Genomic DNA, 14,083 nt, shown 5'->3' on the forward strand with positions numbered 1-14,083 from the left:
AGTCGACCTGCTGATTGTTCAAACGCATCATGCTCATTCCACTCCCCACGGGCTGCCGAGTGCGCACCAGCCGAGCTCTTTCAGCAGCGGAGTAACCCACTCGTCGATGACCCTGGCGTACGTCGCCGGGCAGAACGACGAATACGTATCCTGGGGCTCTTCCCCTCGTAACCAGTGCCCCATGAATGCGGACATGGCTTCGGCAGGGCAGCCGCGTTCAGACAGCTCTGTTCGGAGGAATTTGCGGTAGGCGTTGATGCGGTTCGGGGTATATCCAACCACCTGCTCCATCTGTTGGCGAATGGTGGCTGGTCTGATTTCCACGCGGCGAATGCCGCTATCGCTTAGCGATAGAAAAAAGCCGCGCGACCATCCATTGCTGCCGTCATCCCGTGGCAGATAGCCGATCATTTGCCGGGTGATGGCTTCACAATGCATGCGATACTGCGCCAATTGCCGCTGCAGCATAGGTGGCATACATACCAGACGGCTCATGTGGCGATCATCGCTATCTTTGTCAGACATCGCTCCCATGCCCAGTGCCGGCTCGAATTCATCGATATACCGCAGAGGGTTGCGAATCGCTCTGCAGCCTGTCGACAGCATGAACATCTGCACGACCCAGAGGGTGTAGTAGTTGTGCCAGGTGAGCATTTCGCTGAGACGACCTGTCGGCTTTTTACGCAGGACCCCGGCCAGTGCGCTCACATTGGCGGCAATGGTTTCGGGGAGCAGGCAGTGAGTCGCCCCCACCGCGCCGCGCTGAACCTGCTTGATCCCGACGGGCTCGTACGCCAGGCCGGCACAAGCATAAACCTGCTGCAATACTAGCTGCAGGGAGTCCACATAGATCCGACGTAGATGGTTGGTATCGAGTTGGAGGTAATAGCGAGGTGTCTGTGCCGATGGCACAGACACGCCGGATAGCATCGAGGCGGCGGCCACATCGTGAGTGTCCGAAACGAGCTGGTGGAACAGGTAGTTACGTACCTTGGTCAGTGTGAAGCGGGGATTGCTCTTGCCCAGTTCGGCCAAAACAGCTTTGGCCTCAGCTTCAAGCTCGCTTGTTTGATACGTGAAAATTTGACTGGATGAGCGAGGGAAAGCCCTGAGGAGCGCATCGATCAAGGATGAGCTCCCAGCTAGGTCGGGCAGTAGAATACGCAGCAGCGAGGGCCGAATCCCTGCGGTAGCCTGCCAACGATCATCGCCAGCCAGTTCTGGGCGACGAACGATCATGCTGAACTGCGCAGGCTCGCCCCTGATCAGGGCCAGGCCGTCGACGTCTTTATCTTCATTATCCATCACGGTCAGTTGCACGATCTGTACAGTGGCCTGCCCCAGCCACAGGCTGATATGGAGCAGCAGGATGGCCTCTATCCTGAGCTGTACCCGAGCCGGATCCCGGGCATGAAGCAGCTCTTGCTGGCAGGCTTCAAACAGGTCACTGGCGCCGAACAGTAGATCCCTCAGCTCCGCCAGGGTGAACTGGGAATACGCGAAGGGCAGCAGTTGCCGACTTCGAACGATATGCGCCTCTATGCCCTGCCGGCTGAGTTTATCCGCAACATAAGGGCGCTCACTGCCATCATCATCCAGCACCCATATTTCAACCGACGGGCTCAGCTCGTCTGGCGCCAACTCCCCTTCATGGGAATCCGTCGATTCCGTGAGGATGTTGTAACGCCCCGGCAACTGGTCTGGGTCATCCGGATCGCCCAACACGAAGCCACGCGGGTCCTCACTAATGAAGTAGGTCAGCTCTGGCTGGCCCTGCTTTGGGCGCCGGCCTCGACTACCGCCTCCCCCTGGTCTGGTCAGCGGCTCTTCTCCGTGGCTATAACGAACCAAGCGGCTGATAGCGGCAAAAAGCTCGGCGTCTTCTGACCTAGACTCACTGGGAGAGAAAAGCCGGGAGCCCGCCAAGAAGCTTTCCGCCGTCCCCCATACATTCAATTCGGGCGGGATCGCGCAATAGCGCAATGTGCATAGTCGACGCAGATCCAGAAATACCGCATAGCGCTGCTGGTACAAATGATCGGAGCCTTGCTGCTGAGTCGCGACCAACAGTTGGGCGAGTAGCCGTTCATAGTCCTGCGTATTCTCTGTATCGCTAGGCACATGCCAGAGAGCCGCATAGGGAAACCCGAACTGCTTGACGCCCTTGTTCAATACGGGGTTTCTGGATGGCGCCGCCTCCCCTAACCAGAATTGCTCGCCCAAAAGGCTGGAGGCACGGGGCTGGAGTCTCAGCTCGATCAGCCATTCGCATGCTTCCCGCCATACGACCGGATCGCAACCCTTGAACCAGATGGGGTTACCGATACCGGCAGCGCGCAACGCGCGTAGCAGACCCGTCACCATTCGAGGCAGGTCTATCAGGTCTGGATGGGCCCCCATAGTATCGAGAATGGACTCGATAACCTGAGTGAGCTGCCCCTGCTCCGAGGCTAGCCTAAGAAGCGCATTTTTCCTGCTCATGCATCACCCCGTTTTTTCGGGGCGGTACCCGTGAGCGGTTTTACCCCGACTAGCTGGGCCAAGTGCGCATAACTGCGATATTCGTGAGGCCATTGCTCCGGAGCATGGGTGATGTGGCGGTATAGATCCCGTACCTGTTGTGGAGTAATCCGAGCGAGTGCGGGGGCGATCAGACGCTCTGAGAGCACGAGTTGATAGATAAAAGCCTTCGTGAGCTTATATGGCCACTCAATGCATCGAACGGATGTTTCCGGGTCCATGTAGGCCATGAGCCATCTATAAAGCGTCGTGTGGCCAATACAGAATAAATCCGGACTACTGATCACCAGCGGATAAATCTCACTGATCCTCAAGGCTATGGCCTTGGGTATCAGAGCAAGATCAGGAAGGTTTACTGGAGCTAGATCCAGCTCTCGCTCGACATGGGAAAAATCGGGATGAATGCCGTGGATATCAGTTAATTTGAGTATTCGCATAGAACCTTCTCACTTTTTGGACCATTACTAAACAGTGAGAAGACGAAGGGCACCGTTCGGGAAAAGCTCTATCCGCCAGAAGAGATTTTTACTGCTTCAGCCACTATCGACTCCAATTTCCGCGCATGCGCGGAAAAATCGCCAGACCAATGTTCCGGAAAGAAAGCGTGCCATGTTCAACTACAGGCACTACAAAAATGGGCCGGCCATCTCTTCGCTTTAACCAAGCCACTCTGAACTCAAGGTCAAGCAGTCAGCCCACATGAAATTCCGCGCATGCGCGGGATCTCGCGCTTGCCACCCTGTTTTTACTAGAGCCTGGTGCCTGGGCAAATAGCGCGCTGTCGCTACGATCAACCTCGACCACCCACCAGCGTATTCGGCATCGAAAAACGCATGGCTTATGCAGTCGCCACGGAAATCAGGGGTATTCCAGGAAGCACTCTTAATACGAGGCCGTATGCAAATCGTTGCGAGGCCGACCTCAGATTAGGAGTACGCATAATGAGTGACTGGAAATCATACGCAGGAAAAATGAGCGACCGTGACGTGTCCAGACGTTTCGGGATAGGCGCCAGCACTGTTCGGCGCTTCCGCCAATCGAGCAGCATTCCGGAGTTTTCACCCAAAGACACGGAGCTGCCTCATTCACTGATTGCACAACTGGCGGTGAAAACCAATCATCGTCTGGCGAAGGAGTTTGGAGCTCCTATCAAGCGCATCAAACAAGCCAGAATAGAACTGAAGATCCCAGAGCCAAAGACAATCCGAGAACGATTCAAACCGCTTGAAAACATTTGGACCAGCGAAGCCATAGCATTGCTGGGAAAAATGCCGGATACAGAAGTAGCAGACCGATTAGGCATCAGTAACTTTCCGGTCAAGAAAAAACGTCAGGAGCTTGGAATACAGGCCTACAAACGGCCACTTCCAGAGATAACACCCGAGATTGCATCTGAATTCGGATCCGTTTCCGACGGAGTTATTGCTCGACGGCTTGGAGTGTCGGTGAGCTATATCCGCAAAGCCCGGCTCAAAACTGAAAACGGCTGGAGATAGAAGCAGGTATGGGGCTAAAGAGGCAGCAGCCAAACCAACTTCTGGTTGCTGCCTTTTGTTTGTTAGTGGGACAAGGCGAACACTTACGCCAATCGTCTGCGGGCCGACCTGATGCGAGCTGGTCATGTCAGCTCCAACGCCCTCCTCATCCATTTCGGCATTTTGCAGGCCATTAATGTGGCTAGGTCTTCGGGCCTGAGCGCTTTCTTGATGGCGGCAATACATCCCGGGGTAGATCCGTCCTTGCCGAGATAAAACAACGCGCTAATGGCCATTCCCACTTCCGTCCTGGCATGCTGCATGACCATTGGCGGCGCATGTACCAGCCTGACTTCAGCTTTCCCCATAAATAGCGATCGGCTGGGCCCGCTGGTGTAATAGATTGAAATGAGTGGCATCTGGGTGCTCAGCCCAAACCTTCTGACCGCATCAGCACCATGGATCTGCAGCGTCTGACGGCTCTGCTTGGCAATGACATTCACCACTGCCCATGGGCTAGGGCGAACCCGCGCAATGTATCGACTGGACTTCGGGCGCATGTAGATTCCCCGATACACCCGCTCAAGCTCGCCTCGGCTGACCAGCCGGCTTATTGCCTTGGAGACGGCGCTGCGCGTCCCCAGTGCCGCAAAGCGCCTGATGCCAAAGGGCCGTCCTTTGGGCAGGTGCTTGACCCGTTGCGCGATGCGGGTGGATACCGATAGGGCACAATCAGTACGGGACATCGCGGCTCCCGTTTCTATAGCGTGAAGTCCAGCGACGAGCTGAACAACGGTTGATGGAAAGCAAGCATCCGCCGCCGGTATTCATCATCTGGCTCACCGCTCACCAGGCACTCCTCAAGACGCCCCAGAGAGAAAATTTGGTCGGTGGACGGGTAGTGCCTGAGCAGGCTATTCGCATAACTGCGGATATCCTGGGGCAGTTCAGTGTTTCGCGCGAGCTCACGCAGGAACTCTTCGGTCTTGATGACGCTGCGGGTCCTTTCGTGTGGAAGGGTCAACGCTGCTATCTCCTGATTCAGTCATGCGCCAGATAGTATTGAGCGATCCGCGCGCTGTTCAGCACCGCCATCGGTGCACCGCGCAGTCCAGAGCTTCGGCCATCAAGACGAACGTGCCCCAACTGGTCGCCCGGTCCGGGGCCGTGCCATCGATACAGCGCACCTCATAGCGAACCCCGTCTGGCCAGGCACCGAACCAATGCGCCCGCCGCATAGCGATGAACTCATCCACGTCCTGCGTCGCCAGTGCCGGGCTGAATTGGGCCAGCGCGACCTGCCCGGCCCGGTGACTGGCTTCCAGGCCGTAGGGACCATCCCAGGCGCTGCACTCGATAAAGGGTCGCTTCCACCAGCGGGCTCGCTGTACGTCGTCGCGCTGTTGATGAGCGGTGTCGTCGAACCCAGCCGGCAGCGCAGGGTCCACCAGCACTCCCTCGACCAACTCCACCGCGTAAAACAGCAGCCCGTCCAGCTGGAACGCCTGCAGGTCTGCCCGCCCGCTGTGAAGCCTCTCCAGATAAGGCGCGATCTCCACCAGAGTTTGCCGCGCCGAGTGTTGTACGATCTCCAGCGCCGCGAGATCAAGTGCAGCCAAATTTCGGTCAATGCGCCTGATCATGGTTGAGCTCCTTCCTGGCCTCCCACCATTCCATCCAATTCGCTAGGCCCCACGTCAGCGTTCCCAGCACTAGCAGCGACCAAAGCCCCCACTGTGGCACCTGGTAATGGGCGCCCAGCCAGAAGCCGGCGCCGCCACAGAACACCACCGCCCAGATCCGTCTCATTACTGCACCCTCCCGATCACATTGGAGAGACGACGTTAACCCGGTATTTGACTGTGTCAGCGGCGGCGGTGCAAAAATCGTCAGCTCTCAAGTTGGGAAGCGGGGATGGCAAAGCTTCTGCTGCAGCATTGTTGATCTTCAACAATGAAGTCTGTACGCCCCCATAAGAACTGCAGGCTCCAGCCTGGTACTTTTTGGCCCAGGCCCTGTTGACGTATCAGCGTAACCACAGCAAAGCAGCCGCGAAGGCCAGCATGGACTAGAAATGGCGGGCCTTCTTCTCATACCGTGTGGCGATCCGTAGTGCCTCAACTTGCCGAACAGGCACTCGATGACGTGACGTTTCTTGTAGAGATGCCAATCGCAGGAGCGCTGCTCAAGCCGGTGGCTCCACAGTGGAATCACCGCTCGAATCTGACGCGTCTCCCCCAGGCCAAAAGTTTGTTGGCGTGATAGCCCTTGTCGGCCCGCAGCGGCAGCGTACTGATCCCCCTCCAGAAGCGAGACCGCCTGGGAACTATCGACCACCTGGCTTCCCGTCAAAGTGAAGCGGATCGGCAGGCCCAACGCATCGGTCTGTGCGTGGATCTTGTAGCCAAAGCCGCCCCGCGAGCGCTCCAATGCCTCCTCGGAAGCCGAGCTGCCGGTCATGGCAAAGCCAAATTTTAGCGCAGGGCTTACGCCAACAGAGCCAAGGGCCAGGGGCTATGGATTTGGTTTTCACGCCTCAAAACAGCAGCTTTTCTTGCGATTTGTAGCAATATTAGCCAAGTTATCTATTTAAGATAATATTGCTAATTTAGGTATCAGCCATGGACCCAATTCTGAATCCTTACACCCCTGGCGCCGGTTCTCCGCCGCCTGAGCTTGCTGGCCGGGATGCGATACGCGAGCAAGTACGCATTGCCATTGCCCGGATCAAGACAGGCCGAGCGGCCAAGAGTGTGTTGATAGTAGGCCTGCGCGGTGTAGGCAAGACCGTGCTACTCGATAAGATGCGATTAGAAGCGGAAGCCTCTGGAGCTCAAACCATTCGGATTGAAGCCCCCGAGAACCGATCCCTTCCCGCTCTCATTGCACCACAGCTGCGCCTTGCCCTGCTGCGTCTGAGTCGCGTGGAATCGGCTAAGGACATTGCCCAGCGTGGGCTGCGGGCACTGACGGGCTTCGCCAAAGGCTTGAAAGTCAAGTTCAATGACATTGAGGTGGGTTTTGATTTCGATCCAGAGCCAGGACTCGCCGATAACGGTGATTTAGAAGGCGACCTTGCAGCGCTTCTCGAACAGACCGGAAAGGCCGCGCAAGGGGCGGGCACAGCAGTCGTGATGTTCATTGACGAGCTTCAATACGTTCCAGAGGAACAGCTCGCTGCCTTGATTTCCGCGCTGCACCGCTGCTCGCAAGCACAGTTGCCAATCACGCTGGTCGGTGCTGGCCTGCCGCAATTGCGTGGCCGCTGCGGTAACGCGAAGTCTTACGCAGAACGTCTGTTTGACTTCCCAGAAATCGGCCCACTTGCTGGCCCGGCAGCATACCAAGCCATTGAGAAGCCAGCGCTTGAAGAAGGCGTGGCTTACCAGCCCGGTGCAATTGATCTCATATTGGAGAAGACTCATGGTTACCCCTACTTCCTACAGGAATGGGGCAAACACGCTTGGGATGTAGCAGCAGCGAGCCCTATCACTATCGTCGACGTGGAAACGGCATCCATCGAAGCTGTTGCCGCGCTGGATGAAAGCTTCTTTCGAGTTCGTTTCGACCGGCTGACCCCAACCGAAAAGAAGTACCTCCGCGCTATGGCAGAGCTTGGACCAGGGCCGCACCGCTCAGGCGATATAGCAGAGCGTTTACGGCGGCCTGTTTCCGGTCTGGCGCCAATCAGGAATGCGCTGATCAACAAGGGGATGGTCTGGAGCCCTAGTCACGGCGATACCGCGTTTACCGTGCCGCTATTCGACGAGTTCATGCATCGGATCATGCCTGGCAACGATTGGAACACCGTGTAAGGACCAGCAAGGCCATAGCACTGCCGGGAAAAATACCAGACACAGAAGTAGCTGACCGGCTAAACATCAGTAACTTCCCGGGCAAGAAGAACGTAAGGGTCATGTAACGCTGTCCTGTTCTGCATCGCGATCCTGATCGCCTTCTTCTTCCCTCAAACGAGCCAGGTCATTGGCGATCATGGCGAGGAAGTCATCCACATCTACCTCTTCAAACTCACCAGCAGCGGCCTCCAGAATCATCTCTGCAAATTCGGGACTGTACTCAAGGTCATCATCTGTGTCGTCAACATCGGCAGCAGCTTCAGGCACCGTTAGTAGCAGCACCGCGGAACATCCCCTCTCTGCACCGGACAGAACAGAGACAGTAGTCAGGCAGCTTGCGGGAAGCCTGCTTTCCAGCCACTCGACGACCTCCACGTAGTCGCCCAGCGTGCAATTCCGGCCACTGCGCAAAAAAAGAATGACAGAGGTTGCCTGCCGAGCCTGTTCCGGCGAAGCCAGCAGGACCGGCAGCAGCGATTGCCAGTCGCCCCCCCTGGCATATCGACCGAGGCGCCGGCCCGCCTGCTGGCGATGCAGGCAGTAGTCTTCCCAGGATATCCCGATCAGGGCCAACCCATTCAGATTGGCGAACAGCGTTTCGAGGTAGGTGGCCAGGGCTTCCTCGTCCGCCCAAGAGTAGGAGTCCGCCCCAACCGTCTCTGCATCACCGACGCAGTGCAGACTCAGCAACCCGGCATGTCGACCCAGGCTTTCAAACACCTCGGTCGGTAGGGCTCTAGAGCCGATCACGTGGACCTCGTGAAGGCCTTCGGGCAGCACCTCGTCCCAGGACCGAATCTCCATTCGAATCGACGTATGAATGCCTTGCTCCTGCGTCGCAGTCACTGCCGGATGCAGACGCTGTCGCCACCAGTGGACCCGCTCCCCCTCTTCGACCCAAAGGGCGAAATGCAAAATCGGCACCCTAGGGGTCTCCAACGCGCCGGACAGTGAGCCAAACAGATCCGAGCCCATCCGCTCAGCGCACCTGAACCGGCGCGCTCGCGCACTTGTACCCGGGGTACTGAGCTTCGGCCGTCACCCGTGCCATCTCCGAACTGACGGCCTGGACAGTGACGGTGAAATTGGCCTTCTGACCGGCACTCGGCTTGATGCGTTGCAGGAAAGCAGAATAGGTCTTCATGACAGGTCTCCTCTGAACCGTGGAGACAGTATCCGGGCAACCCACGACAGCTTTTGTCGCACGGATCAGGTGCCCTGGTAGAGCGCCGCCATGCGCGCCACCGTCGCCGCGATCTCCTCTCGCAAGGCAATGGGCGCCACTACCTCCAGCATGTCGCCCTGGCTGAGCAGCCAGAGCTTCAGCCCCTGGCTCAGGTGCAAGGTACCGGTCATGAGCCAGCGGCCATCGGACTCGGGTAGCAGTTCCTGGTCCTCGGTGAGGGGATTTTCCACCAGACGTTCGTACATTTCCTTGCCCAGGCGCAGGTGCAGTCCGACCGGAACATCGGATTTGAGGTCGACCAAGCTGCGGCGCGCCTCGACTGAGTTGATGTCGAAACCCTCGGGCGCGGGGATGTCCTCGCGAATGGTCCGAACCGAAACGAAGCGGTGCAACGGCAGCGCCCGCGGTGGATCGCCCGGCTTGTGCCCCTGGAAAACGCAGGACAGATAGATGTTGGAGTCCTGGTAGGACAGCCCCAACGGCTTGAGCCGGTAGGTCTTGGGCTCCTGCGCTCCACGCTTGAGATACATCGCCTCCACCGCATAGTCGTCCAGCAGGGCATGCTGCAAGATGCTGAGGATCGCGGGATCGATCCTGCTGGGGCGCAGCGTGATGAAGCGAGTGGTGCTGACGACCTTCTTCGCCCAGTCCTCCGCCGGGCGAGCGTCCTTCAGAATCGCCCTGGCGTAATCCCGTAGTGCCGCCAGGTTCTCGACCTGCGCCTGCATGCCGAAACGGGCAGCATGATCCATGATCATGGTCAGGTTCATCGCATCGGTGGGTAGCAAGCTCAGGCGCGACAGCGCCCGGTCGGCCCACCAGCGATAGCCGCTCCCGGTGTCCTCGCGATGAATGTGGGGGTAGTCCTTGGCCAGGCGGTCCAGGTCCCGCTGGATCGTTCGCGGGCTTACCGTTACCCCCTGCTCCTTCAGGCGCTCGTGGAGAGTCGCGGTATCCATCGCCTGCGACTTGAGCGGCAGTAGTCTCAGCAGAAGTTCTCCACGCTTGCGCATGTTCACCGGGGTTCTCCCTAACGGACGACATAATGTGTCGTCAGTATGGAGATAATGCCCAACTGATATCAATTAGCTATAGGCCGGAGTCCAAATCGGCATTGAACTCCGCCCCATCGGCAACGCCCAGGCCAATGATTGCAGCGCTCCAATTCGCCGTCCATGCGCACGGAGAGCCACAATCTTTGCCAGAAGACCGGAGACAAGAGCGCCATGAGCACTACCCCGCTGACCGAAATACTGCCTGACGTCATCTCGCTGGCCGAGGCGATGGGCGAATTGCTGATTCAGGAGTGGCAGCGCGAGGGAGGCCCTCGAGGGGCTGGAGACAAGGCCGACATCGATCACGAGATCGAAGTCCGGCTGCGCAAGGAGCTGCTTGCCCTGCTGGACGTGGACTTCTGGGGGGAGGAAACCGGTAGCCGGCTGACGGGCCATCCCTACTGCTGGGTCGTCGACCCGCATGACGGGACCTCCGACTTCCTGCGCGGCCTGCCCGGCAGCTCGATCTCCATTGCCCTACTGCACAACCAGGTTCCGGTGCTCGGCGTGGTGCATGCCCCGATCAGCCCGGACCGGGGTAAGGACTGCATCGCCTGGGCGGAAGGCTTGCCTCATCTGCTGCGGAATGGCGAGCCGCTGCAGGTCGACCTGAGTGTGGGCGATCTGGATGAGAAGAGCATCGTCTGGCTGAGCGCTGCAGCGATGAAAAAGCCAGCGATCAACAGCGAACTTTGTCACCCGGCGCGCTTCATCGCCCAGTCCAGCATCGCCTATCGGCTGGCGAGAGCCGCCGCCGGTGACGGTGTCTGCGGCGTGTCGCTGGTCAGCCTGTCGGCCCATGACGTCGCCGCCGGCCATGCCCTGCTACGCGGTGCCGGTGGTGTCCTGTTGCGCCAGGATGGCAAGCCGATCAGTTACCATCACTCGATGGAGTTGGTGTCGTTACGCTGCTTCGGAGGCGCGCCCAGAGCCTGTGAGGCGCTTGCTACACGCTTGTGGGGGAAGGCACTGAAGGCACCTGCTGAATGCGAACGTGTGGGCGAAACGTCGCCGAACTTCCCGCCAGCCGAGTTGATGGGCCGTGCAGCGGGCTGCCTGGCCGGGCTGATCGCCGGCGACAACCTCGGTGCCCAGGTGGAGTTCATGGATGCGGCCAGCATTGCCCAGCGCGGCCAGGAACAACCGCTGCGGATGGAGGATGGCGGCGTCTGGAACATTCTCGCCGGCCAGCCCACGGATGATGGGGAACTGGCCCTGGCACTGGCCCGCAGTCTGGTCGAGCACAGTGGCTATTCGCCTGATGGCGCTGCTCGCGCCTATGTCCATTGGCTGAATTCCGGCCCTTTCGATGTCGGCAACACCACCCGCCAGGCCCTGATAGGTCCTCTGCGCTACCCGTTCCTGTCGATCGCCGAAGCCTGCCGCACCGCAGCCAGCCCCAGCAGTCAGGCCAACGGCGCGCTGATGCGGGTCGCGCCGATCGGCATTGCCGCGCATGGGCGACCGAAACTGGCCGCCGAATGGGCTCGGCACGATGCATCGCTCACCCACCCCCATCGCGTCTGCCAGGAAGCCAACGCTGCGATGGCGGCTGCCATCTCAGTCGGGGTGGCCGGTGGTAGCCGTACCGCCATGTTGGAGTCCGCTCTTGGCGTAGTGGCGAACGACGAAGAAACCTCATCAGTACGGCAGAGTCTGGAGGCTGCTGCCGCAGGCGAGCCGGTACAGGAGTTCCAGGTGCAGATGGGCTGGGTGCTGATTGCGTTGCAGAATGCCTTCTACCAGCTGATGCAGGAGAGAGGCGTCGAGGAAGCGATCATGGATACCGTATTGCGCGGGGGCGATACCGACACCAACGCCTGCATCGCGGGGGCGCTGGTTGGCGCGGTCGAGGGCATATCCCGTATGCCGGCTGCCTGGAGTCTGTCGATCGCCGCCTGCCGCCCTCAAGCCACAGCGAGGAGCCGCCCCCACCTCTTCTGGCCCTGCGATATCACCCTGCTGAGCAAGGCACTGCTGGGTACCGGTGATTTCGCTGCTCGCGAGACTACGCAGACCCCGCCCCTCAACCCTGATCACTTCTGAGAGCCCGCACTCACAAGGAAGCTACAAGTGAAAAAAAACGTCTACCTCCAGACCCCAGTCGTCATGCAATTCATCGATTGGCTGAGCGCCAACCTGGACAACGGCACCCTCGCCCACAGCTACACCAACCGCAGGACCGGCAATACCTGGAGCTGCAGTAGCCTCCATGACGCCTATGTCCAGTACCACTGGCCTCATTCGGAGCTGCCGCGCCTGTCGCGGCCCAAGGGTTCGACCTTCGCCGCCAATGCTGCCACCCTGAACGCGTTGCGCCAGAACCTCCAGCAGGCGCTTTACCCGCCCCCCAATGATGCGGCCGCCTGCACCGCAGCAATGGACGTGATGACCTGGGGCGGAGTGCGCGCCGGCAATGCCCGCTGGCTGAATGCGAACGAGCTCGATCTGGCAAACCTGCTCATCGATATCCGCGATGCGCTGAATGCAAATGACACAGGGCATCCGCGGCTGAGGGACTCGGACCTGCGCTTCAATGCGGGCATGACCAAAGTGTACTCCCTGATCTGCGATAGCTTGGCCATCTACGACAGTCGCGTTGCGGCAGCGCTGGGGTGGATCGTGGTCAAGTTCTGTCAGGCCATGGAGCTACCCCAGATTCCGATGGAGTTGCGCTTCCCTTGGGCGCCGGCGAAAACCGCTCCGGGTCATCCCAATCCCAAGCAGCGCAATCCGAGCGTGGCGGCGCTCGTCTTCCCCGCCCTGAAAGCCGGCCCGCTGCACGCAGAATGGAACTTGAAAGCCAGCTGGCTGCTGGAGGCCGCTCTGACCTCCCCCAACGCGCAAACCAGCCAGTTCAAGCAGGTTGGATCGCAGACCGAGCAACTGCGTGCCCTCGAGGCAGCCCTGTTCATGATCGGCTACGACTTGGCCGGTGGCTCCACCTCCAGCACAGCCGCCAGTCCAAGCCCAGCCGTCCCCAACCAACCGACAACCGCAGTGTCTCCTGTGACGGAGGAGCCCGGCCCCGTCTGGTACGACTGCTATACCCTGGGTAAACGCGTGTCCTTCCACTACCGGATCACAGCCAACGGCATTGAGATCGACAATGACAAGGCCTTCGACATCGGTGACATCAACGCCATGCTCAACAGCTTGTGGAATCACTTCGGCTATAACCCGTTCCCGCTGGCCAACAGCGCGACCAAGGTACGCAACGGCACCGCCCCTATGGGAATGGGAACAGCCTATTTCCAAGCTACCGACAGGAACCCACCGGAGACCAGCAAGCTGGCTGCGGTACTAGAGGAACTGGACATCATCATCCCGTTCAACCCCGCCCCAGCCAAGGGTATGCACTGGACCTTGAACACGCATCTGCTCGGTCTGAACCAGCCCCAAGATCAGGTGAACATCAGCTCCATACTGGGCGAGTTCCTGGCACTGGCGGACGAGGACTGACTCCCACCTCCAAGCGAATATTAGGGAGTTGCAATGTAGCAATTGCTCAAAAATGCTCGACCACTTTGCGCAAGATCTTGAGTAAAGTGTGGTTTTAACTGAGTGTCCGTGAGGGCGGGAAAATTCAGGACTGGGTTTTACAATAACAATGTTTCCTCGCCAGCATTGAGGGATGCGACAAGGCTAATGGCAGAAGCCTCTAATATTAATCCGCAATAGAAAAGCGCAATAAACAGCACACTTAAGTGCCCCAACAGCTTGGATTTCAAGGGGGAAATTACGTACATGAATGGCCTATTGTATTGCCGAGCCAATATCTTTGACTGGGCAGACGGAGTTTTTCTATACGAAAGAAAAAATGATGGCCGCCTAGAGAAGACTGCTATCGAATAAGAATAGAAAACGGGCATTGAAAAGCAAGAAAACTCAAGGCGAGCTCAAACAAAAAATACGGAAGAGCCTACCCTCTTGACATGCCTGCCTTTCCAAGGATATGGAATAGCCCCAAAATTATAATCGCACGCCACA

Annotated in this window: 12 protein-coding genes; 4 read left to right on the forward strand and 8 right to left on the reverse strand. The window is 58.6% G+C overall.

What is annotated here, in order from left to right; translation table 11 throughout:
• Positions 1 to 33 precede the first annotated feature (33 nt).
• Complete coding sequence (locus ACFOJE_RS13635) at positions 34 to 2,481, reverse strand: hypothetical protein (RefSeq protein ID WP_377814935.1); 2,448 nt, start codon at positions 2,479 to 2,481, stop codon at positions 34 to 36.
• On the reverse strand, positions 2,478 to 2,957 hold the full coding sequence (locus ACFOJE_RS13640) for a hypothetical protein (protein ID WP_377814936.1): 480 nt from the start codon (positions 2,955 to 2,957) through the stop codon (positions 2,478 to 2,480). The genes ACFOJE_RS13635 and ACFOJE_RS13640 overlap by 4 nt, the downstream gene beginning before the upstream one ends.
• Before the next feature lie 504 nt (positions 2,958 to 3,461).
• On the opposite strand from ACFOJE_RS13640, the gene ACFOJE_RS13645 reads away from it, so the two are divergent.
• The gene (locus ACFOJE_RS13645; RefSeq protein ID WP_377814937.1) at positions 3,462 to 4,016 is read left to right on the forward strand and encodes a hypothetical protein; all 555 of its coding nucleotides are present in this window, start codon (positions 3,462 to 3,464) and stop codon (positions 4,014 to 4,016) included.
• Positions 4,017 to 4,138: 122 nt separating this feature from the next.
• Here ACFOJE_RS13645 and ACFOJE_RS13650 read toward each other — a convergent pair whose 3' ends face one another.
• Genes ACFOJE_RS13650 through ACFOJE_RS13660 form a run of 3 tightly spaced genes read right to left on the reverse strand, consistent with a single transcriptional unit; the run spans position 4,139 to position 5,638 of the window.
• Entirely contained in the window at positions 4,139 to 4,741 is a 603-nt protein-coding gene (locus tag ACFOJE_RS13650) for a DUF6088 family protein (RefSeq protein WP_377814938.1), read from the reverse strand.
• A gap of 14 nt (positions 4,742 to 4,755) precedes the next feature.
• Positions 4,756 to 5,019, reverse strand: coding sequence for a BPSL0761 family protein (locus ACFOJE_RS13655; RefSeq protein WP_377814939.1), 264 nt, complete (start codon positions 5,017 to 5,019; stop codon positions 4,756 to 4,758).
• Between the two features lie 58 nt (positions 5,020 to 5,077).
• On the reverse strand, positions 5,078 to 5,638 hold the full coding sequence (locus ACFOJE_RS13660) for a hypothetical protein (protein WP_377814940.1): 561 nt from the start codon (positions 5,636 to 5,638) through the stop codon (positions 5,078 to 5,080).
• 978 nt (positions 5,639 to 6,616) lie between these two features.
• Between ACFOJE_RS13660 and ACFOJE_RS13665 the strand changes: the two genes are divergently transcribed.
• Complete coding sequence (locus ACFOJE_RS13665) at positions 6,617 to 7,810, forward strand: AAA family ATPase (protein WP_377814941.1); 1,194 nt, start codon at positions 6,617 to 6,619, stop codon at positions 7,808 to 7,810.
• Positions 7,811 to 7,909: 99 nt separating this feature from the next.
• Here ACFOJE_RS13665 and ACFOJE_RS13670 read toward each other — a convergent pair whose 3' ends face one another.
• The 3 genes from ACFOJE_RS13670 to ACFOJE_RS13680 all read right to left on the reverse strand — a co-directional run bounded on the left by ACFOJE_RS13670 (position 7,910) and on the right by ACFOJE_RS13680 (position 10,051).
• Positions 7,910 to 8,827 (reverse strand): hypothetical protein, encoded by a 918-nt coding sequence (locus tag ACFOJE_RS13670; RefSeq protein WP_377814942.1) that lies wholly within the window; start codon positions 8,825 to 8,827, stop codon positions 7,910 to 7,912.
• A gap of 4 nt (positions 8,828 to 8,831) precedes the next feature.
• Positions 8,832 to 8,996: a hypothetical protein gene (locus tag ACFOJE_RS13675; protein WP_377814943.1), complete on the reverse strand. Its 165-nt coding sequence runs from the start codon at positions 8,994 to 8,996 to the stop codon at positions 8,832 to 8,834.
• Between the two features lie 65 nt (positions 8,997 to 9,061).
• Entirely contained in the window at positions 9,062 to 10,051 is a 990-nt protein-coding gene (locus ACFOJE_RS13680) for a helix-turn-helix transcriptional regulator (protein WP_377815055.1), read from the reverse strand.
• Between the two features lie 213 nt (positions 10,052 to 10,264).
• On the opposite strand from ACFOJE_RS13680, the gene ACFOJE_RS13685 reads away from it, so the two are divergent.
• The gene (locus ACFOJE_RS13685; RefSeq protein ID WP_377814944.1) at positions 10,265 to 12,139 is read left to right on the forward strand and encodes an inositol monophosphatase family protein; all 1,875 of its coding nucleotides are present in this window, start codon (positions 10,265 to 10,267) and stop codon (positions 12,137 to 12,139) included.
• Positions 12,140 to 12,166: 27 nt separating this feature from the next.
• Positions 12,167 to 13,555, forward strand: coding sequence for a hypothetical protein (locus tag ACFOJE_RS13690; RefSeq protein WP_377814945.1), 1,389 nt, complete (start codon positions 12,167 to 12,169; stop codon positions 13,553 to 13,555).
• The last annotated feature ends 528 nt before the right edge of the window (positions 13,556 to 14,083 follow it).

The organism is Azotobacter bryophylli (assembly GCF_042643485.1).
GTDB classification, from domain to species: Bacteria; Pseudomonadota; Gammaproteobacteria; order Pseudomonadales; family Pseudomonadaceae; genus Azotobacter; species Azotobacter bryophylli.